The organism is Pseudomonas sp. PSPC3-2 (assembly GCF_049897085.1).
Lineage (GTDB): Bacteria > Pseudomonadota > Gammaproteobacteria > Pseudomonadales > Pseudomonadaceae > Aquipseudomonas > Aquipseudomonas paraveronii.
In genome coordinates, this window is the sequence record NZ_JAFCVO010000001.1 from 686,255 (window position 1) to 706,407 (window position 20,153).

Here is a 20,153-nt window from a genome sequence, read left to right on the forward strand (position 1 = left end):
GCTGGATCAGTCCTGAAGGTCGGTGGGCGGTGCGCTGGGCTGCTTGGCGGTCAACGAGGTGATCTTGATCAGCAGCGCCAGGTGGCCGCCATCCAGGTAGTTGAGCTGGTTGTTCTTGGTGCGCACGTCTTTCTGCGCCAGGTGCTCGCTGGCGATGACGCTGCCGTTGCCGTCGAACTGGTTGATCCAGAAGTCGGCGTCGATATCGGTAAAACGGCCCAGTTGCAGGTTCAGCACGCCCTCGATGGGAAACTGGCCGAACTGCTCCTGGCCGTCGGTGATCGCGATTTTTACCGGCTGCTCACCGAGGTTCTGTTCCCAGGCCTTGTGTGCGAGCACGGTGTAGTTGGTGTCTGCGCGAAGTTTGTCGACGATCGTACCCAGGCGCGGCGGGCTCTTTCTGTCGCCCAGGCGCACGGCACCGGCATCCCAGTCTTCCGGCGCGGCGCGACTGTTGATCACCGGCTCCATGTTCTGGCGCACCAGAACCATTTCCACTTGGTACAGGCTGTCGGCAAACGCCGAGGGTGCGAGTACCACTAATAACAAGCTCAGAATGCGGAACACGCGCATTGGGGCGTCCTTCAAGCAGATTTCGGGATGAGGCGCTCAAACAGCGCCTCCAGGGTGTTGAAGCGTTCTTCGGCGCGTTCCATCGGAATCATGAACTTGAACAGCGTAGCCCCTTCGAACTTGTAACGGTTGGGCTGGCCCTGGATCAGCTTGATCAGCACCAGCGGGTCCACCGGCGTCTGCGCTTCGAACTCGATGCGCCCGCCCTGCGGCCCGGCGTCGACCTTCTTGATGCCCAGTTGCTCGGCCTGCAATTTGAGCAGGGTCAGACGCACCAGGTTCTTGGTCGGTTCCGGCAACAGGCCGAAGCGGTCGATCATCTCTACTTGCAAGTCCTTGAGGCCTTCTTCGTCGGTGGCCGAGGCGATGCGCTTGTACAGGATCAGCCGTGCGTGGACGTCCGGCAGGTAGTCTTCGGGAATCAACGCCGGCAAGCGCAAGTTGATCTCCGGGCCGCCGCCCAGCGGTTGGTCGAGGTTCGGTTGCTCGCCCTTGCGGATGGCTTTCACCGCACGTTCGAGCATTTCCATATACAGGGTGAAGCCCACGGCCTGGATCTGCCCGCTCTGGCCGTCGCCGAGCAGTTCGCCGGCGCCACGGATTTCCAGGTCGTTGGTGGCCAGCACAAAGCCGGCGCCCAGGTCCTGGGTGTTGGCGATGGCTTCCAGGCGTTTTTCCGCGTCGCCGGTGATTTGCTGGCGCGGTGGCGTCAGCAGGTAGGCGTAGGCCTGGTGGTGACTGCGTCCTACGCGGCCGCGCAGTTGATGCAGTTGCGCCAGGCCGAACTTGTCGGCGCGCTCGATGATGATGGTGTTGGCGCTTGGCACGTCGATGCCGGTCTCGATGATGGTCGAGGCGATCAGCACGTTGAAGCGCTTGTGGTAGAAGTCGCTCATCACCTGTTCGAGGTCGCGCTCGCGCATCTGCCCGTGGCCGATCGCGATGCGCGCTTCCGGCACCAGTTCGGCGAGGTCGGCGGCGCATTTCTCGATGGTCTTCACGTCGTTGTGCAGGTAATACACCTGCCCGCCGCGCAGCAATTCACGCAGCAGCGCTTCCTTGACCGTGCTGTTGTTCTGCTCCATCACGAAGGTGCGCACCGACAGGCGCCGCGCCGGCGGGGTGGCGATGATCGACAGGTCGCGCATGCCCGACACCGCCATGTTCAGCGTGCGCGGAATCGGCGTGGCGGTGAGGGTCAGAATGTCGACTTCGCTGCGCAGGGCCTTGAGCTGTTCTTTCTGGCGCACCCCGAAGCGGTGTTCTTCGTCGATGATCACCAGGCCCAGGTTCTTGATCTTCACATCGTCCGACAGCAGCTTGTGCGTACCGATCACGATGTCGATCTTGCCCTCCGCCAGGTCGGCGACGGCGGCATTCACTTCCTTGGCGGACTTGAAGCGGCTCATCACTTCCACGGTCACCGGCCAGTCGGCAAAGCGGTCACGGAAACTGTTGTAGTGCTGCTGGGCGAGTAGGGTGGTCGGCACCAGGATCGCCACTTGCTTGCCGCCATGCACCGCGATGAAGGCTGCGCGCATCGCCACTTCGGTCTTGCCGAAGCCCACGTCGCCGCACACCAGGCGGTCCATCGGCTTGGGCGCGAGCATGTCGGCGCGCACGGCGTCGATGGTGGTTTGCTGGTCCGGGGTTTCTTCGAAGGCGAAGCCGGCGCTGAAGGTGGCGTAGTCGGCTTTTGGGTCGGCGAAGGCGTAACCTTCGCGCGCTGCACGCCGGGCATAAATGTCGAGCAGCTCGGCCGCGACGTCGCGCACCTGTTCGGCGGCCTTGCGCTTGGCTTTCTGCCAGGTCTCGGAACCGAGGCGGTGCAACGGCGCCAGGGCATCGTCGCTGCCGGTGTAGCGGGCGATCAGGTGCAAGTTGGCCACCGGCACATACAGCTTGGCGCCTTCGGCGTACTCCATGGTGAGGAATTCGGCGGCCTGGTTGTCGATTTCCAGGGTTTGCAGGCCGAGGTAGCGGCCGACGCCATGGTCGATATGCACCACTGGCGCGCCTTCGCGCAGCTCGGTGAGGTTCTTGATCACGGCGTCGTTGTTGGCGTCGGCGCGTTTATCGCGGCGACGACGCTGCATCACCCGTTGGCCGAACAGCGGGCTTTCGGCGATCAGTGCCAGGGCCGGATCGTCCAGCAGCAGGCCTTCATTCAGCGGCGCGATGGTGATCGCCAGGCGCTCTTTGCTGGCGATGAAGTCCGGCCAACTGTCGACGGTTTTCGGGCGCAGCTTCAGGCGTTCCAGCAACTCCAGCAGCACTTCGCGGCGCCCGGCCGATTCGGCGGTAAACAGCACGCGACCGGGGAAATCGCCGAGGAAGTTGGACAGCGCTTCGAGCGGCTGGCTGGCCTTGGCTTCAATCGCCAGGTTAGGCAGGTTTTGCGCGGGGAAGCGCGCGCGGCCCGTGCCAGCGTCCACATCCTCTTGGCTGGCGACGACGCGCGGCCAGTTTTTCAGGCGGGCGAAGCACTCTTCCACCGGCAGGAACAGTTCGGCGGGCGGTAATAAAGGCCGGGACGGATCGACGCGACGCTCTTCATAGCGGTTGCGCACGTCGTTCCAGAAGTTTTCCGCCGCTTGCTCGATGCCCGGCAGCGAGAACACCTGGGTGTCCTGGGGTAGGTAGTCGAACAGGGTGGAGGTTTCGTCGAAGAACAGCGGCAGGTAGTACTCGATACCGGCGGGGGTAATTCCGCTGCTCAAGTCCTGGAAGATCGGGCAGCGCCGGAAGTCCACGTCGAAGCGCTCACGAAAGCGCGCCTTGAAGCGCGTCACCGCGTCTTTTTGCAGCGGGAACTCCCGCGCCGGCAGCAGTTTGACCGACTCGACCTTGTCGATGGAACGCTGGTTTTCCGGATCGAAGGTGCGCAGGGTCTCGATTTCGTCGTCGAACAGGTCGATGCGGTACGGCAACTTGCTGCCCATCGGGAACAGGTCGATCAGCGCACCGCGCACTGCGAATTCGCCGTGCTCATATACCGTGTCGACGCAGCGATAGCCGCTGGCTTCCAGGCGCGTGCGCATTTGCTCCACGTCGAGCTTCTGGCCGATATCCAGCACCAGGCTGCTGCCCAGCAGGAACTTGGTCGGCGCCAGGCGATGCAGCGCCGTGGTGATCGGCACCACCAACACGCCGTGGGCCAGTTCCGGCAGGCGGTACAGGCTGGCGATGCGCTGGGAAATGATGTCCTGGTGCGGCGAGAACAGGTCGTAGGGCAGGGTTTCCCAGTCGGGAAAGTGCAGCACCGGCAAATCGGGGGCGAAGAAGCTCAGCTCCTGCTCCAGCCGTTCGGCACTTTGGCTGTCGGCGGTAAGCAGCAGGGTAAAGCGCTTGGCTGCGCTGGCAGCCTCGGCGATGGCCAGGCTCAGGGCGGCACCGGGCAAGTTACCCCAGTGCTGTTTACCTGCCGCGGCAGGGAGTAACGGTAGACGCAGAACGGGCACGGAAGGTTGAGCTCCAAGCGTTGCGACAAAGTCGGTAATTGTAACGGCCCGAGGTGCCGCCTGTCAGTTGCTGACTGAGCCTATTACGGTTTGTGGGAAATGTAGTGGCTAAGACAAACAATGGCGTGTTTTGACTCAATATGTAGTGCTGAAATACACATAGTTTTCGGAGGGTTACGGACAAGTCGTCCCGCCTGCTCCACTAGTGGCCTTCTGGAACCCGCGTATTTACTGGGCTGCAGCGGGGTGGCTTTTTTGGATAAGGGCTTTTTGTTGTGGGACGCGCATTGCTCCTGGGGCGGTCGGGCGGCATAATGTAGCCCCTTTTTTCAGCCCCTACATGTGGAAGGTTCCCGTGACTCAGAAGCCCGACCAGTGTCTTGGTGAATGGATCGACCGTGAAGCACTCGCTGAAGCGATGATCCCGCTTATCGGTCAGCTATACCGCAATAACAATGTGGTGAGCTCGATCTATGGCCGCAGCCTGATCAACCAATCAGTCATCGCGATTCTCAAGGCGCATCGCTTTGCTCGCCATCGTTCTGCCAACGACAGCGAACTCTCCGTCCACGAAACATTCCCTCTGCTCAAAGCCATGAGCGAGCTCAAGCTCGGCGCGGCCTCGGTAGACCTGGGCAAGTTGGCCGCCAAATTCCGCGCTGAAGCCAACGGCCGTTCCGTCGAGCAGTTCGTGCGTGAAGAAATGGCCGACGTGGTGGGCAAGCAGAACGCCTCCGCCCGCAAAGGCACTGACGTTGTGCTTTACGGCTTCGGTCGTATCGGCCGCCTGCTGGCACGCATCCTGATCGGCAAAACCGGTGGCGGCGATGGCTTGCGCCTGCGTGCCATCGTGGTGCGCAAAGGCGCCGAGAACGACCTGGCCAAGCGCGCGAGCCTCTTGCGTCGCGACTCGGTACACGGTCCGTTCAACGGCACCATCGTCATCGACGAAGAAAACAACACCATCACCGCCAACGGTAACCTGATCCAGGTGATCTACGCGAAGAACCCGACTGAGGTGGATTACACCCAGTACGGCATCAAGGACGCCCTGCTGGTGGATAACACCGGCGTATGGCGTGATGCCGAAGGCCTGGGCCAGCACCTGACCTGCCCGGGTATTGCCCGCGTTGTCCTGACTGCGCCTGGTAAAGGCAAGCTGAAGAACATCGTTCACGGCATCAACCACGCGGAAATCACCGCTGACGACAAGATCGTGTCCGCCGCTTCCTGCACCACCAATGCCATCGTGCCGGTGCTGAAGGCCGTCAATGACAAGTTCGGCATCGTCAACGGCCACGTCGAGACCGTTCACTCGTACACCAACGACCAGAACCTGATCGACAACTTCCACAAGGGCGATCGCCGTGGCCGCAGCGCCGCGTTGAACATGGTGATCACCGAGACCGGTGCCGCCACCGCTGCCGCCAAGGCCCTGCCTGAGCTGGCCGGCAAGCTGACCGGCAACGCGATCCGCGTGCCGACGCCTAACGTATCGATGGCGATTCTCAACCTGAACCTTGAGAAAGCCGCTACCCGTGAAGAGATGAACGAGTACCTGCGCTACATGGCGCTGCACTCCGATCTGCATAAGCAAATCGACTTCGTCAACTCGCAGGAAGTGGTCTCCACCGACTTCGTTGGCTCGCGCCACGCCGGCGTGGTGGACGCGGAAGCGACCATTTCCCAGGACAACCGCGTTGTGCTGTACGTGTGGTACGACAACGAGTTCGGCTACAGCTGCCAGGTCGTTCGCGTGATGGAAGACATGGCCGGGGTCAACCCGCCTGCATTCCCGCGCTAAGCGTTCAGGTTGAATGAAAAAGCCCCGACTGGTTCGGGGCTTTTTTCTGGCTGGGGATTTATGTTGTTTGCACAGGCCTCATCGCGGGCAAGCCCGCTCCCACTGGGGAGTGCAGTGCGTCAGGCGGTACGCCGTCAAATGTGGGAGCGGGCTTGCCCGCGATAGCGGTGGATCAGTCGCAGCCTTTGCCACGGCCCCGACGCCATCAGTTCAGCAACTTGCTGCGCAAACTATCGGACAGCCCCTTCGGCGCCAGCCAGATGCCCAGGTACGCCCTCGCCAGTTCCTCATCGCGACTGCTGAACACCACCTGGCCATTGATCTCCAGGTTCAGGCCGCGTCCCGGACGAAAATCCAGGGCGTAGCGATCACCGCTGCGGATGTTGCGAAAACGCGCATGCAGTTGCGCAAGCTCTGGTTTCAGGCGGGCGCTGGCCTGCTGGCGTTCAAGGGTGGCGTTCGCGGCTTTAATCACATCGTTGCGGTCGATATCGCGAAAGTAATACAGCACCAGGCGCAGGTCTTTTTGCCGATCCCAGGACTGCTTTGCGCTGATCTCGGCCGGGGCATACAGCGCCGCGGCATACACATCCGCCCAGAGGTAAGTCAGCAGCGCCTGGTTTTTCAGTACCAACTGCTCGGACTGCGCCGGAAAGTTCGCCTGGGTGAGACGATCCGCCTCATTGGCGAACGCCGGGATCGAGAACATCAGCCATAAACAGATAACTGCATGCCGCATAATGGTGGGTCCTGCAAAGGTGTGTGCCTACAGGGTAATTCAATTTTCGACGGCGATTAAGTTTATGGGCAGGCTGCGACAGATAGCGATGGTGTGCGGTTTTGCGGCGCTGGCCGGCTGTGGCGGCGATACGCTGGAGCAGTTTGGTGGCCCGACCATGGGCAGCACCTATTCGATTCAGTATGTCAGAAGCTCGACGGCACCCGCGCCGAAAGAGCTCCAACGCAAGGTGCAAAATATCCTGGCGGATGTCGACCGACAGATGTCGACCTACCGCAGCGACTCCGATATCGAGCGTTTCAACAACCTGCCGGCCAATAGCTGCCAGCCGATGCCGGCGCCGGTTCTGCAACTGGTGCGTACCGGCGAGCAGCTGTCCCAGGCCAGCGCGGGTGCGTTTGACCTGACGGTGGAACCGCTGCTGAACCTGTGGGGGTTCGGGCCTCAGGCCCGGCAACTCAGGGTGCCGGACGCCGCGACGCTGGCGCAGGTGCGCCAGCGGGTCGGTCATCAGCATCTGCGTATCGACGGCGAGCAACTGTGCAAGGACGCCGCCGTCGAAGTCGATTTCAACAGCATTGCTGCCGGTTACGCGGTGGATCGCATCGCCGAGCTGTTGAGCGGCCTGGGTATTCATCACTACCTCGCCGAAGCCACCGGCGAACTCAAGGCTGCCGGTCACAAACCTGACGGCTCGCCCTGGCGCGTGGCGTTGGAAGAACCCCGTGACGATCAACGGGTCGCCGAAAGAGTCATCAACGTCGACGGCTTTGGTGTGTCCACGTCTGGTGACTATCGTAATTATTTCCAGCAGGATGGTCGGCGCTATTCCCACACCCTGGATGCGCGGACCGGTGCGCCGATTACCCATCAACTGGCATCGGTGACGGTGTTGCATCCGTCGGCGCTGATGGCCGATGGGGTGTCGACGTTGCTGTTGATCCTTGGGCCGGAGCAAGGCTGGGATTACGCTGAGCAGCACCAGATCGCTGCGTTTTTTGTGCTTCGCGAGGGCGATGCTTTCGTCACGCGCAGTAATCAGGCGTTCGAGCAACTGACTGCGGTGAAACCGTAATCCGCGCCATGTAGTAAAGGCAAAACTGGCCTACGACGCGACCAAGGGTTAATGTGCGCGGCATTGAGCCTTATATAGACTGTGCCCCGGTTCACACACTTGAGCCAAATTGTCCTTCATGACCGCTGGCCGCGGCATGATTTAGCCAGGCGTCCAACCGTGGGCCTGGCCTGTTCTGAGGAGTATGCATGGCTGTCTACAACTACGACGTGGTAGTACTGGGTTCCGGCCCGGCTGGAGAAGGTGCGGCGATGAACGCCGCGAAGGCAGGGCGCAAGGTGGCGATGGTCGATAGCCGTCGTCAGGTCGGCGGTAACTGCACCCACCTGGGTACCATCCCGTCCAAGGCCTTGCGTCACTCAGTGCGCCAGATCATGCAGTTCAACACCAACCCGATGTTCCGGGCCATTGGCGAGCCGCGTTGGTTTTCGTTCCCGGACGTGCTGAAAAGCGCGGAAAAAGTCATCTCCAAACAGGTGGCGTCGCGGACCGGCTATTACGCCCGTAACCGTGTCGACCTGTTCTTCGGCACCGGCAGCTTCGCCGACGAGCAAACCATCGAAGTGGTCTGCCCCAACGGTGTGGTCGAGAAGCTGGTGGCCAAGCACATCATCATCGCCACCGGGTCGCGCCCGTATCGCCCGGTGGATCTCGATTTCCACCACCCGCGTATCTACGATAGCGACACCATCCTCAGCCTGGGCCACACCCCGCGCAAACTGATCATCTATGGCGCCGGCGTGATCGGCTGCGAATACGCCTCGATCTTCAGCGGCCTGGGTGTGCTGGTAGAGCTGGTGGACAATCGCGAGCAGTTGCTGAGCTTCCTCGACTCGGAAATTTCCCAGGCGTTGAGTTACCACTTCAGTAACAACAACATCACCGTGCGCCACAACGAAGAGTACGAGCGGGTCGAAGGCCTGGACAACGGTGTGATCCTGCACCTCAAGTCCGGCAAGAAGATCAAGGCCGACGCCTTGCTGTGGTGCAACGGCCGTACCGGTAACACCGACAAGCTGGGCATGGAGAATGTCGGGGTCAAGGTCAACAGCCGTGGCCAGATCGAAGTGGACGAGAACTATCGCACCTGTGTGCCGAATATCTACGGTGCCGGTGACGTGATCGGCTGGCCAAGCCTGGCCAGTGCCGCTCATGACCAGGGCCGTTCGGCCGCTGGCAGCATTGTCGATAATGGCAGCTGGCGCTATGTGAACGACGTGCCGACCGGTATCTATACGATTCCGGAGATCAGTTCGATCGGTAAGAACGAACACGAACTGACCAAGGCCAAGGTGCCTTACGAAGTGGGCAAGGCGTTCTTCAAGAGCATGGCGCGTGCGCAGATCGCCGGTGAGCCGCAAGGCATGCTGAAGATTCTGTTCCACCGTGAAACCCTGGAAGTCCTCGGCGTGCATTGCTTCGGTTACCAGGCCTCGGAGATCGTACACATCGGTCAGGCCATCATGAACCAGCCGGGCGAGCAAAATACCCTCAAGTATTTCGTCAACACCACGTTCAACTACCCGACCATGGCCGAAGCCTATCGGGTAGCGGCCTACGACGGCCTCAACCGGCTTTTTTGAGCGGCTCCGGCCGGTGGCCTGAGCCGGCCGGGGAGACCGATTTCAGTAATTCTCGAGGGTGGCAGTGGCCAAACCGGGAAAGTCTGTAATCAGGCTATCTACGCCGAAGTCGGCGAGCCTGCGCATCAGCGCAGGTTCGTTGACTGTCCACACCGACACGTGCAATCCCTGGCGCTGGGCTTTTTCCAGACGTTCAGGGGTACACAGCGTCCAGTTCAAGGCCAGATACTCACAGCCGTAGTTTTGCGCGACCTTCAGCGGGTCGAGCCAGGCGTATTCGGCCACCAGCCCGCGCGACAGGTCCGGGGTGAGTTCCACGGCCGCTTTCAACACTTCCCGTGAGCTTGAGGTCACCGTGACCTTGTCCATGATGCCGAAACGCACGGCCATTTCCCGAATCGCCAGCACGGTGGTCGCGGCACGGGTGCGCGAGGCGCTTTTGACTTCCAGTTGCCAGTGATCGAAGTCGCACTTTTCGAACAGCTCTTCCAGGCGCGGGATCGGGCAGGGGCTGACCCAGCCGGGGCCGCCTTTGCGTGCGTCCATCTTCATCAAGTCTGCCGCCGAATACTCGACGACTTTGCCGCGCCGGTCGGCGGTGCGCTTGAGGGTCGGGTCGTGGATGACCATCAGTTCGCCGTCCATGGACAGGTGCAAATCCAGTTCGCAACGGCGTACACCGTGCTTGAGGCACTGCTGGAAGCTGGTCAGGGTGTTTTCCGGTGCTTCGCCTTTGGCACCGCGGTGGCCGTAGATCAGGGTCACAGTTGCTCCTTTACGCCAGGTCGTCTGGCGGGGTGAATACGAATTCAGGTGTCTTGGTCATCGCTCTGTTCCCGCGCCAGGCGCCGTTCCTGCGCCTGTTTCTGCAGGATGTAGCGCGCCAGTAATTGGCGTTGGGCGTCGGTCATGGATTCGAATTCCGTGCCGATGGCAAACGCGGCGCCCTTGGCATCGCAATGGGTGACCCGGGCCCGCAACAACAGGCCCAGCGCCTGGGGCATCAGCACCAGCTTGACCGCCAGGTGGGTACCGAGTGTCAGGGCGGTCGGGTGCTGGAAGTCGATGCCACCTTCGGAAATGATCACCGGCTGCGGGGCGCCGACTTCGTCCAGCAGGCCGCGCGCCATGATCTGGCTGAGCAGATCCATGCGTTTGTTCTGGACTCTGAGGAGGGCGGCCAGGCTGCGATCTTTCTCGCTGAGCTGGCGCAACAGGTGCTGGGCTTCGAATTCGCTCAGGTGCAGTTCACTGAGCAGGTTGAACAGCGGCGAATCATCCAGTAGCACTTCCTTGCTCGCCGCTTCGGGGGCGGACAGGCTTTTGATTTGAAGTGCGATCATGTCGTCGATACGGTAGTATTCGCGGCGTTCTTCTTCATCTAATGTCGACATGGCGAACCCAAGGTAGCGGTAATGGTCTGAGTGTAAAGCTGCTTACCAGACCCCGCCACCGGGACGTCTTCTTTTCCTCCGAACAAGCCCCGACATGTTCAGACCTCTCTTCGTATTTATTGGCACGCGTTATACCCGTGCAAAGCGTCGCAATCATTTTGTGTCGTTCATTTCCTTGACCTCGATGATCGGTCTCGCCCTTGGCGTGGTCGTGATGATCGTGGTGCTGTCGGTGATGAACGGCTTCGATCATGAGATGCGCACCCGCGTGCTGGGCATGGTGCCCCACGCGACCATCGAGTCGGGTGAACCGATCAGCGACTGGCAAAGCCTGGCCGACAAGGTCAAGCAGAACCCCAAGGTCGTGGCCGTGGCACCGTTCACCCAGATGCAAGGGCTGCTGACGCATGATGGCAAGGTGCAGAAAATCCTGCTCAACGCCATCGACCCGGTTCAGGAGCGCAACGTCTCGATCATCGACAAGTTCATGCTGCAGGGCAAACTCGACGATCTGGCGCCCGGCAGCTTTGGCATCGTGATCGGCGACAAAGCCGCGGCCAAGCTCGGCGTGGGCATCGGCGACAAGCTGACCTTCGTCGCCCCGGAAGTCACCGTGACCCCGGCCGGCATGTTCCCGCGCATGAAACGCTTTACCGTGGTTGGCACCTTCCACGTCGGCGCCGGCGAGATCGACGGCTACCTTGGCCTGACCAACCTCACCGACCTCGCGCGCCTGCATCGCTGGAAGCCGGACCAGGTGCAGGGCCTGCGCCTGAAGTTCAACGACTTGTTCGACGCCCCGCGCGGCGCCTGGGAAATCGCCCAGCACCTGGGTGAAAGCCAGTTCTACGCCCGCGACTGGACCCGTACCCACGGCAACCTGTACCAGGCCATCCGCATGGAAAAAGCCATGATCGGCCTGCTGTTGCTGCTGATCGTCGCGGTGGCGGCCTTCAATATCATTTCCACACTGGTGATGGTGGTGAACGACAAGAAGGGTGACATCGCCATCCTGCGCACCCTGGGGGCCACGCCGGGGCAGATCATGGCGATCTTCATGGTGCAGGGTACGGTGATCGGCGTGGTCGGCACCTTGATCGGCACCGCAGTGGGCATTCTGGCTGCGCTCAATGTCAGCGCGGCCATCGCTGGCCTCGAAACCCTGATCGGCCACAAGTTTCTCAACGCCGACGTCTACTTCATCGACTACTTGCCGTCCCAGGTTCAGGCCCAGGACGTGCTGATGGTGGGCGGCGCTGCGTTGGTCCTGAGTTTCCTTGCCACCCTGTATCCAGCCTGGCGCGCGGCACGTACCCAGCCAGCACAGGCCTTACGTTATGAGTGAATCGGGCATGAGTGAAAAAGCAATCCTGAGCTGCCGCAACCTGGGCAAATCCTACGAGGAAGGCCCGGAATCGGTAGTGGTGTTGTCCAACCTGCAACTTGAGCTGCACCCCGGCGAGCGCGTGGCGATCGTTGGCAGTTCCGGTTCCGGCAAAAGTACCTTGCTCAACCTGTTGGGCGGCCTTGATACGCCGTCCCAGGGCAGCGTGTGGCTGGCGGGCGAAGAGCTGTCGGCCCTCGGTGAAAAGGCTCGTGGCCAACTGCGTAACCGTTCGTTGGGCTTCGTGTACCAGTTCCACCACCTGTTACCGGAGTTCACCGCTCTGGAAAACGTGTGCATGCCGCTGCTGATCGGCAAGACCGCGATCCCGGAGGCGCGCCAGCGTGCCAAGGCCTTACTGGAGCGCGTCGGCCTCGGTCACCGCCTGGAGCACAAACCGGCCGAATTGTCCGGTGGTGAGCGCCAGCGTGTGGCGATTGCCCGTGCGCTGGTGAACAACCCGGGCCTGGTGATGCTCGACGAGCCGACCGGCAACCTCGACTCCCACACTGCCCAGGGCATCAAGGACTTGATGCTGGAACTGAGCACCCAGATGCGCACCGCGTTCCTGGTGGTGACCCATGACATGAGCATGGCCCGGCAGATGGACCGCGTATTGCACCTGCAGGAAGGTCATCTGGTCGCCATCTGACCTGTTTCAAGCCCGGGGCATGACGCCGGGCTTTTTCATTTTTTCAGGCGGTGTACGCGAATGTTCAGACCGTTATCGATTTTCATCGGCATGCGCTATACCCGCGCCAAGCGCCGCAACCGTTTTGTTTCGTTTATCTCGATGACCTCGATGATCGGCCTCGCCCTGGGCGTGCTGGCGATGATCGTGGTGTTGTCGGTGATGAATGGCTTTCAACGCGAAATGAGCTCGCGCATCCTCGGCATGGTGCCTCACGCCACCGTCGTCGGTGTGAAGCCGATCGACGATTGGCAGCCGGTAGCCGCCGCCGCGATGAAGAATCCCGAAGTGACCGCCGCAGTACCGTTCACGCAGATGGACGGCATGTTCTCCTACAAGGGCGCGATGCAGCCGATCGAGATCAGCGGCGTCGACCCGGCCCAGGAAGGCAAGGTGTCGATCGTGGCCCAGCATATCGTGCAGGGCAAACTCGAAGACTTGAAGCCCGGTGAGTTCGGCGTGGTGGTCGGCGAAATCACCGCACGGCGCTTTCGCCTGAACGTGGGCGACAAGCTGACCCTGATTGTCCCGGAAATCAGCAGCGCGCCGGGCGGCATTACCCCGCGCATGCAGCGTTTGAACGTGGTCGGTATCTTCAAGGTCGGCGCCGAGTTGGACGGCTCCATGGCGTTGATCCATATGGCCGACGCCGCAGAAATTCAGCATTGGCAGCCGAACCAGGTGCAGAGCGTGCGCCTGGCGGTGAAGGACTTGTATGCGGCGCCCAAGGTCTCGGCGGACATCGCCGCCAGCCTCGGTGCGGCCTACAAGGCGGATGACTGGACCCACACCCAGGGCAGCCTGTTCAGCGCGATGAAGATGGAAAAAACCATGATCGGCCTGCTGTTGCTGATGATCGTCGCGGTAGCGGCGTTCAACATCATCGCCACGCTGATCATGGTGGTGAACGACAAGGGCGCGGACATCGCGATCCTGCGTACCATCGGCGCCACGCCACGGCAGATCATGGCGATCTTCATGGTGCAGGGCACGGTGATCGGTATCGTCGGCACCCTGATCGGCGGCGTGCTGGGGGTGATTGCGGCGCTGAACGTCAGTGAACTGGTGGGGTGGCTGGAGCGGGTGAGCGGGCAGCATATCTTCAGTTCGGACGTGTATTTCGTCAGCAACCTGCCCTCGCAATTGCAGGGTGGGGATGTGCTGCTGATTTGCTCGGCCGGGTTTGTGTTGAGCTTTTTGGCGACGATTTACCCGGCGTATCGGGCGGCGAAGATTGAGCCGGCGCATGCCCTCAGGTATTCGTAGGATTTAAGACCGCTATCGGGAGCAAGTCGAATCGTCGCACCGCCCCTCGCACATTTTGAAGGTGTTCACAGATCAAAATGTGGGAGGGGCGGTGCGACGATTCGACTTGCCCCCGATAGCGCCAACACAGCTTGCATCAAACTCCCCGTGGCAACTCGATCACAAACCGCGTCCACCCCGGCTCAGACTCGCAATAAATCCGCCCCCCATGCGCCCGCACAATCGACTGGGTAATCGCCAACCCCAGCCCCGCATGCTCGCTGCTGCCTTCATGGCGCGCCGGGTCGGCCCGGTAGAAGCGGTCGAACAACCTCGGTAACACGTCCGCCGGGATGCCTTCCCCGCTGTTCTCCACCGTCAGCGTCACGCCGTGTGCCCCTTCCGTCAGATGCACCCGCACCTCGCCGCCCGCCGGAGTAAAGCGCAGCGCGTTATCCAACAGGTTCGACAATGCCCGGCGCAACATGCCGCGATCGCCAGTGGTGTGGGCCATACCCTCGCGCACCAGGCTGACGTGCGCGTCTTCCGCCAGCAAGACGAAGAACTCCAGTAGCGCGTCCACTTCATCCGCCAGCTTCAACGGTTCGCGCGTGGGCGCCAGCAGCCCGTGATCGGCCTTGGCCAGGTACAACATGTCGTTCACCAGTTGCGCCATCCATTGCAGCTCTTCCAGGTTGCTGTGCAGCGCCTCGCGGTAATCCTCCAGCGGGCGCGGCTGGGTGAGGATGACTTGGGTGTGGGTCAACAGGTTCGACAGGGGGGTGCGCAGTTCGTGGGCGATATCGGCGGAGAACGCCGAGAGGCGTTGGAACGCGTCGTCCAGTCGGCCCAGCATGGCGTTGAAGGCTTGGGCCAGTTCTGCCAGTTCCACCGGCATACCCTGCTCGGGCAAACGCTGGGTCAGGGAATGGGCCGACACGCCGGCCGCCACTTCGCCCATGCGCCGCAACGGCCGCAGCCCGCTGCGCGCTGCCCAGGCGCCGAGCAGCGCGGTGGCCAGGGCCGAGAAGCTGACCGTGAGCCAGATCAAATGCTGCATGCGTTGCAGGAAGTGTTGGTGGTGGGTGATGTCGAGCATCAGGCTCAGTTGCGGCGAGTCGGGTTGGCCCGGCCTTAACGGCGCGTTGTACACGCGGTAGTCGGTGCCGGCGTTCTGCAGGCCGTGCAGGCCAGGCGATTCGGGCAGGCTGATGTTCGGTGCGCCGTCAAACCAGCGCTGGCCGGCGGCGGTGATGCGTAATGCGAGGTCAGGCTGGCGATTGAGCTCGGCGCGCAGTTGCGCTTCGCGTTGGGCGAATAATTGCAGCGAGTCGACGCCCTGCAAGGTGCTGCGCAGCGCCACCAGTTTGCTCTCGAGCAATTGCTGGTCCAGTTCGACAAAATGCGCCTCGCTGGCCCGGTTGAACAGCACGCCGGCGAGCAACGAGACCACGGCGGTGCAGGCCGCAAACAGCAGAGCCAGGCGGCTGCTCAGGGACAGGTGCTTGATCAACTGCATCGTTCCTCCAGCACATAACCCATACCGCGCACGGTGTGGATCAGCTTATTGGGGAAGTTGTCGTCGACTTTCAGGCGCAGTCGGCGGATCGCCACTTCGATGATGTTGGTGTCGCTGTCGAAGTTCATGTCCCAGACCTGGGACGCGATCAGCGACTTGGGCAGCACTTCGCCCTGGCGCCGCAGTAGCAGTTCGAGCAAGGCGAATTCCTTGGCGGTGAGGTCGATGCGCTGGCCGTCGCGCTCGACGCGGCGGCGGATCAGGTCCAGGCGCAGGTCGGCCAGTTGCAGCGCGGTTTCCTGCGGTGCGCTGCTGCCACGGCGCAACAGGCTGCGCACCCGCGCGAGCAGTTCGGAAAAGGCGAACGGCTTGACCAGGTAATCGTCGGCGCCCAGTTCCAGGCCGCGTACGCGGTCTTCCACGGCGTCGCGGGCGGTGAGAAACAGCACCGGGATGTCGAGTCCGGCGCTGCGCACGGCCTGGAGGATCTGCCAACCGTCGCGGCCGGGCAGCATCACATCGAGGATCAGCAGGTCGTAGTCGCCGGTCAGCGCCAAGTGTTGGCCGCTGGTGCCGTCGGCCACCAGTTCGGTGGTAAAGCCGGCCTCGGCCAGGCCTTGGCGCAGGTACTGGCCGGTTTTGGGTTGGTCTTCGACGATCAGCAGTTTCATGGGCAGCTCTTGGCGGCGGGTCACGTCGGACTTTATACCGTGGTGGCCAGGGGAGGGGCGCAACCTGACAAAGTTGTAATCTAGCAGTCAGCTAGCTGGCAGGGGTGCAATCTTAGAGTGGTCCTCAGACCGATCCCACACCTTTGGAGAATTGAGATGGCATTGCGTACCCCCCTGTTGTTGGCAGGCTGCCTGTTGGCGTTGAGTGTCGGGGCAATGGCTGACACGGCCCACACCTATGCATTCGGCCAGCCGGCATCTGCCGATAAGGCCACGCGCACCGTGGAAGTGGTGCTGCAGGATATGTCCTTTTCGCCCAAGTCCCTGGATGTGAAGGCCGGTGAGACCGTGCGTTTTGTGCTGGTCAACAAAGGCCAGTTGCTCCACGAGTTCAACCTGGGCGATGCGGCCATGCATGCTGAGCATCAGAAGCAAATGATGCAGATGCAGTCGAGCGGCATGCTGAACGCCACCGGTATGGGCAAGATGGACCACGGCGCCATGGATCACGGTGCTATGGCCAGCATGAAGCACGATGACCCCAACAGCGTACTGGTAGAACCCGGTAAAACCGCCGAATTGACCTGGACGTTCACCAAGGCCTCCGGCCTTGAGTTTGCCTGCAATATTCCCGGGCATTACCAGGCGGGCATGGTCGGCAAGCTCAACGTCCATTGAGCCTGCGAGGGCGCGCGTGCTGTGTTTCTTAGGGGCGGGGGCAAAGGCTGGTAGACTGCCAGGGTTTATTTAGCCAGGTTTCCGCCATGCATCCCGCAGCCGAACATTCGCCGCTGGGCAAGTCCAGTGAATACATCAGCACCTACACCCCCTCGTTGCTGTTCCCGATCCCTCGCGCCGCGAAATGGGCCGAGCTGGGCCTGAGCGCCGAGACCCTGCCTTACAAAGGCGTGGATTTCTGGAACTGCTTCGAACTGTCCTGGTTGCTGCCGTCGGGCAAGCCGGTGGTGGCCATCGGTGAATTCAGCATTGCAGCCGACTCGCCGAATATCATCGAGTCCAAGTCCTTCAAGCTGTACCTCAACTCACTGAACCAGACCGCGTTTGCCGATACGCAAAGCCTGGAGGCGACGTTGCGCACCGACCTCAGCGCTGCTGCCGGCAAGCCGGTGGGCGTGCGCATCCGCAGCCTGGCCGAGGTTGAGGCCGAAGGCGTGGTGACGTTGCCGGGGGTGTGCATCGATGACCTGGATATCAGCGTCAGCAACTACGAACACCCGCGTCCGGAACTGCTGCGTTGCGATGACTCGCGCATTGTCGAGGAGAGCGTGCACAGCCACCTGCTCAAATCCAACTGCCCGGTCACCAGCCAGCCCGATTGGGGCAGCGTGGCGGTGCAATACCGCGGCGCACAACTGGATCACGCCAGCCTGCTGGAATACCTGGTGAGCTTTCGCCAGCACTCGGACTTCCATGAACAGTGCGTGGAGCGGATCTTCCTGGACTTGCAGCGCTTGCTGAAACCGGAGAAGTTGACGGTGTTTGCGCGCTATGTGCGGCGGGGTGGGCTGGATATCAACCCGTATCGCAGTACTGAGGATGTGGAGTTCCAAAACCTGCGCCTGGCGCGCCAGTAACCTTTACACAAACAAAAAATGTGGGAGGGGGCTTGCCCCCGATAGCGGAGTGTCAGTCACAGTCTCTGTGCCTGACCCACTGCAATCGGGGGCAAGCCCCCTCCTACCTGTTGGTTCTGTGCTTGGCTTGGGCTCGGGTTAAATGCCGATGTTGCCCAAGGTGATCACAATATTGCGCAACGTCCCGGCAATGCCCGGATGGTCCAACTCGAAACTTTCTACCGCCCGGTTCACATCATCAGCGATGCTCGGCGGCTGAGTGGCCGGTTCCAGTTCAAGTTGCACTTCAAACTTGGCAAGCAAGGCTTCCAGCGCTTCACGTTTTTCGGACGGCAGCGGTGGTTCTTGTTCCAGTTGCTCGCGCAGGATGTTGACCTGTTCTTGCAGTTTTTCGCGGGCAGGCATGGTGTTCTTCCTTTTATCGATAGGCACTGGCGTAGACCACGGCACGCCGAGAAAGGTCTACGAGAGGAGCTGTAGATTAATCTACCGGCGCCGTCTGTGCATGATCTCAATCAGGGCTTTTCGCCTTTGAGCTGGCGCAGGCTGATGTCCGCCAAGCAGGTACCGAGCTCGCCGAGGTGATCGATCACCGAATGCACCCCCAACCCATACAGCGCCACGGTGGCCTTGCCGCGTTTGTATTCGCGCTGTTGCTCGGTCAGTGCCTGCCATTGCTCTGGCGCCAGGCCGCACAGCGAACCGCAGGACGCCAGGCCGATAGTCCACAGCCCAGCGTTCAGGCCCGATTGCAGCAGGCGCGGCTCGCCGCTGACCAGTACGCAGCCTTCCAGGCGTTCGATGTTCAATTCCATCAAGGCTTGCCAGCACGCATGGGGCGCGGGCCAGCGGATGGAAGACGGTGACGTCGCCTTGAGCCAGTCGGGCAGCGCAGCGGCCAGCGGGGTTGTCACCGAGGGCGGCAGCTCATCCAGCCAGGCGCAGGGCACGCCTTGTTCCTTGAGGCTGCGCAGGCTCTTCAATGCTCCTGGCGTGGCCTCGGAATGCGGGGAGGGTGAATCGGTGCGCGCCTGGGAACCAAAATCCACCAGGCAGCCACTCAGGCCAAACAACACGGCGGTCAAGGTGGGGGCAGTGGCGATGGCAATCTCGGCGTGAGGCATTTCGACATCCCTGAAATAGCTGTGACGCTATCGGGGTGGTGTGACAAGTCGATGACACTCTCGAGTAATTGTAGGAATTTTGTACATTTTCTGTATGTCGTTTCTTGGCAGATGCCTAAAAGGACACTTCCGTCATATACTGGCGCCTTATTCAGGGCATAGCGCCCATGACAGACTATTCAAGGAGCAAAAGCTATGCGCTGGAGCCACTACTTCGCTCAGCTTTCGGTGTGTGCCACTGTCCTGCTGGCCCCTTTCGCCGTAAACGCTGCGTCGGAAGATGATCCATGGGAAAGCGTCAACCGCCCGATCTTTACGTTCAACGACACCGTTGATACCTACGCCCTAAAACCATTGGCCCAAGGCTATCAGTTTGTGACCCCGCAATTCGTGCAGGACGGCGTTCACAACTTCTTCCGCAATATCGGCGATGTCGGCAACCTGGCCAACAACGTGCTGCAACTCAAACCTCACGCCGCCGGTGTGGATACAGCCCGCCTGTTGATGAACACCACCATAGGCGTGCTGGGCTTCGTCGACGTAGGCACCAAAATGGGGCTGCAACGCAGCGATGAAGACTTCGGCCAGACCCTCGGTTACTGGGGCGTGCGCAGCGGTCCTTACGTGATGCTGCCGTTGCTGGGTCCAAGCACCTTGCGCGACGCACCGTCCAAATACGTGGACAGCTACACCCAACCGTACCGCTACATGAACGACATCGGCTGGCGCAACAGCACCTTTGGCCTGAACATTGTCGACACCCGTGCCAGCCTGCTCGACAGCGAGAAGCTGATCACCGGCGACAAGTACACCTTCATTCGCAACGCCTACCTGCAGAACCGCGAGTTCAAGGTCAAGGATGGGAAGGTCGTCGACGACTTCTAAGTCGAGACGTCTTGAAACGAAAAAAGGCGACCGCATGGTCGCCTTTTTTGTGCGCAGGTATTAGCGCATTTTCAGGATCTTCAGCCCCAAATGTTGTTTATCGCCCTCGTTCTTCGCCCATACCACCTGGGTGTCCGCTTCCAGGCCCGTGAGGGCGGCATGTTCTGACTCGATGCGCACGGTCAGCAGGTCGCCCACGGTGAACTGGCGAGGTGCCTGCACTTGCATGCCGGAGCTGGAAAGGTCCACGCAAACCCCGTCAATTTCCTGCCCGGCGTGGATCAAAGAGACATCGGCATCCACTCGCATGCGGATGAAATCGCGCTTTTCAGCGTAGTCGCGCTCGTGTTCGCTCACAGCTTCCATCCTTACTTTGTGTTGTGGTGATGGCTGTTCTTATAACTCCCTGT

General features: G+C 61.2%; 19 protein-coding genes. 9 read left to right on the forward strand and 10 right to left on the reverse strand.

The window, feature by feature from the left end; translation table 11 throughout:
- Nucleotides 1-6: 6 nt before the first annotated feature.
- Nucleotides 7-573, reverse strand: coding sequence for a CsiV family protein (locus ACP7CJ_RS03180; RefSeq protein WP_426099483.1), 567 nt, complete (start codon nt 571-573; stop codon nt 7-9).
- An 11-nt stretch (nt 574-584) separates the two neighbouring features.
- Entirely contained in the window at nt 585-4,034 is a 3,450-nt protein-coding gene (gene mfd / locus ACP7CJ_RS03185) for a transcription-repair coupling factor (protein ID WP_276197046.1), read from the reverse strand.
- 340 nt (nt 4,035-4,374) lie between these two features.
- On the opposite strand from mfd, the gene ACP7CJ_RS03190 reads away from it, so the two are divergent.
- Nucleotides 4,375-5,838: a glyceraldehyde-3-phosphate dehydrogenase gene (locus ACP7CJ_RS03190; protein WP_247399966.1), complete on the forward strand. Its 1,464-nt coding sequence runs from the start codon at nt 4,375-4,377 to the stop codon at nt 5,836-5,838.
- Between the two features lie 205 nt (nt 5,839-6,043).
- Here the strand turns inward: ACP7CJ_RS03190 and ACP7CJ_RS03195 are convergent, their stop codons facing one another.
- Complete coding sequence (locus tag ACP7CJ_RS03195; protein ID WP_276197047.1) at nt 6,044-6,577, reverse strand: chalcone isomerase family protein; 534 nt, start codon at nt 6,575-6,577, stop codon at nt 6,044-6,046.
- A 64-nt stretch (nt 6,578-6,641) separates the two neighbouring features.
- Between ACP7CJ_RS03195 and ACP7CJ_RS03200 the strand changes: the two genes are divergently transcribed.
- Together ACP7CJ_RS03200 and sthA are read left to right on the forward strand one after the other, a co-directional pair.
- A complete protein-coding gene (locus ACP7CJ_RS03200; protein ID WP_426099482.1) occupies nt 6,642-7,652 on the forward strand; it encodes an FAD:protein FMN transferase in 1,011 nt (336 codons plus the stop codon).
- Between the two features lie 188 nt (nt 7,653-7,840).
- Nucleotides 7,841-9,235 carry a Si-specific NAD(P)(+) transhydrogenase gene (gene sthA / locus ACP7CJ_RS03205; RefSeq protein ID WP_247399972.1) on the forward strand — a complete coding sequence of 465 codons (1,395 nt, stop codon included), beginning with the start codon at nt 7,841-7,843 and terminating at the stop codon, nt 9,233-9,235.
- Between the two features lie 42 nt (nt 9,236-9,277).
- Here sthA and ACP7CJ_RS03210 read toward each other — a convergent pair whose 3' ends face one another.
- Together ACP7CJ_RS03210 and ACP7CJ_RS03215 are read right to left on the reverse strand one after the other, a co-directional pair.
- Nucleotides 9,278-10,000 carry a glycerophosphodiester phosphodiesterase gene (locus ACP7CJ_RS03210; RefSeq protein WP_276197049.1) on the reverse strand — a complete coding sequence of 241 codons (723 nt, stop codon included), beginning with the start codon at nt 9,998-10,000 and terminating at the stop codon, nt 9,278-9,280.
- A 44-nt stretch (nt 10,001-10,044) separates the two neighbouring features.
- Nucleotides 10,045-10,629, reverse strand: coding sequence for a PilZ domain-containing protein (locus ACP7CJ_RS03215; protein WP_426099480.1), 585 nt, complete (start codon nt 10,627-10,629; stop codon nt 10,045-10,047).
- A gap of 94 nt (nt 10,630-10,723) precedes the next feature.
- On the opposite strand from ACP7CJ_RS03215, the gene ACP7CJ_RS03220 reads away from it, so the two are divergent.
- Genes ACP7CJ_RS03220 through ACP7CJ_RS03230 form a run of 3 tightly spaced genes read left to right on the forward strand, consistent with a single transcriptional unit; the run spans nt 10,724 to nt 13,970 of the window.
- Nucleotides 10,724-11,974 (forward strand): lipoprotein-releasing ABC transporter permease subunit, encoded by a 1,251-nt coding sequence (locus tag ACP7CJ_RS03220; RefSeq protein WP_247399978.1) that lies wholly within the window; start codon nt 10,724-10,726, stop codon nt 11,972-11,974.
- A gap of 7 nt (nt 11,975-11,981) precedes the next feature.
- A complete protein-coding gene (gene lolD / locus ACP7CJ_RS03225; RefSeq protein WP_017477213.1) occupies nt 11,982-12,665 on the forward strand; it encodes a lipoprotein-releasing ABC transporter ATP-binding protein LolD in 684 nt (227 codons plus the stop codon).
- Between the two features lie 60 nt (nt 12,666-12,725).
- Complete coding sequence (locus ACP7CJ_RS03230; protein ID WP_276197051.1) at nt 12,726-13,970, forward strand: lipoprotein-releasing ABC transporter permease subunit; 1,245 nt, start codon at nt 12,726-12,728, stop codon at nt 13,968-13,970.
- A gap of 136 nt (nt 13,971-14,106) precedes the next feature.
- Here ACP7CJ_RS03230 and ACP7CJ_RS03235 read toward each other — a convergent pair whose 3' ends face one another.
- Nucleotides 14,107-15,462 carry a heavy metal sensor histidine kinase gene (locus ACP7CJ_RS03235; protein ID WP_426099728.1) on the reverse strand — a complete coding sequence of 452 codons (1,356 nt, stop codon included), beginning with the start codon at nt 15,460-15,462 and terminating at the stop codon, nt 14,107-14,109.
- Nucleotides 15,459-16,139: a heavy metal response regulator transcription factor gene (locus ACP7CJ_RS03240; protein WP_426099479.1), complete on the reverse strand. Its 681-nt coding sequence runs from the start codon at nt 16,137-16,139 to the stop codon at nt 15,459-15,461. Before ACP7CJ_RS03240 ends, ACP7CJ_RS03235 begins: the two co-directional genes overlap by 4 nt.
- Before the next feature lie 156 nt (nt 16,140-16,295).
- Between ACP7CJ_RS03240 and ACP7CJ_RS03245 the strand changes: the two genes are divergently transcribed.
- Both ACP7CJ_RS03245 and queF read left to right on the forward strand, forming a co-directional pair.
- The gene (locus tag ACP7CJ_RS03245; protein ID WP_276197052.1) at nt 16,296-16,817 is read left to right on the forward strand and encodes a cupredoxin domain-containing protein; all 522 of its coding nucleotides are present in this window, start codon (nt 16,296-16,298) and stop codon (nt 16,815-16,817) included.
- A gap of 86 nt (nt 16,818-16,903) precedes the next feature.
- Nucleotides 16,904-17,734 (forward strand): NADPH-dependent 7-cyano-7-deazaguanine reductase QueF, encoded by an 831-nt coding sequence (gene queF / locus ACP7CJ_RS03250; protein ID WP_276197053.1) that lies wholly within the window; start codon nt 16,904-16,906, stop codon nt 17,732-17,734.
- Between the two features lie 138 nt (nt 17,735-17,872).
- Here the strand turns inward: queF and ACP7CJ_RS03255 are convergent, their stop codons facing one another.
- Complete coding sequence (locus tag ACP7CJ_RS03255) at nt 17,873-18,139, reverse strand: DUF4404 family protein (protein ID WP_247402236.1); 267 nt, start codon at nt 18,137-18,139, stop codon at nt 17,873-17,875.
- Between the two features lie 110 nt (nt 18,140-18,249).
- Nucleotides 18,250-18,858 carry an HAD family phosphatase gene (locus ACP7CJ_RS03260; RefSeq protein WP_276197054.1) on the reverse strand — a complete coding sequence of 203 codons (609 nt, stop codon included), beginning with the start codon at nt 18,856-18,858 and terminating at the stop codon, nt 18,250-18,252.
- Nucleotides 18,859-19,053: 195 nt separating this feature from the next.
- On the opposite strand from ACP7CJ_RS03260, the gene ACP7CJ_RS03265 reads away from it, so the two are divergent.
- Nucleotides 19,054-19,743 (forward strand): MlaA family lipoprotein, encoded by a 690-nt coding sequence (locus ACP7CJ_RS03265; protein ID WP_426099478.1) that lies wholly within the window; start codon nt 19,054-19,056, stop codon nt 19,741-19,743.
- A gap of 60 nt (nt 19,744-19,803) precedes the next feature.
- Here ACP7CJ_RS03265 and ACP7CJ_RS03270 read toward each other — a convergent pair whose 3' ends face one another.
- On the reverse strand, nt 19,804-20,100 hold the full coding sequence (locus tag ACP7CJ_RS03270) for a PilZ domain-containing protein (RefSeq protein ID WP_247402245.1): 297 nt from the start codon (nt 20,098-20,100) through the stop codon (nt 19,804-19,806).
- Nucleotides 20,101-20,153 lie beyond the last annotated feature (53 nt).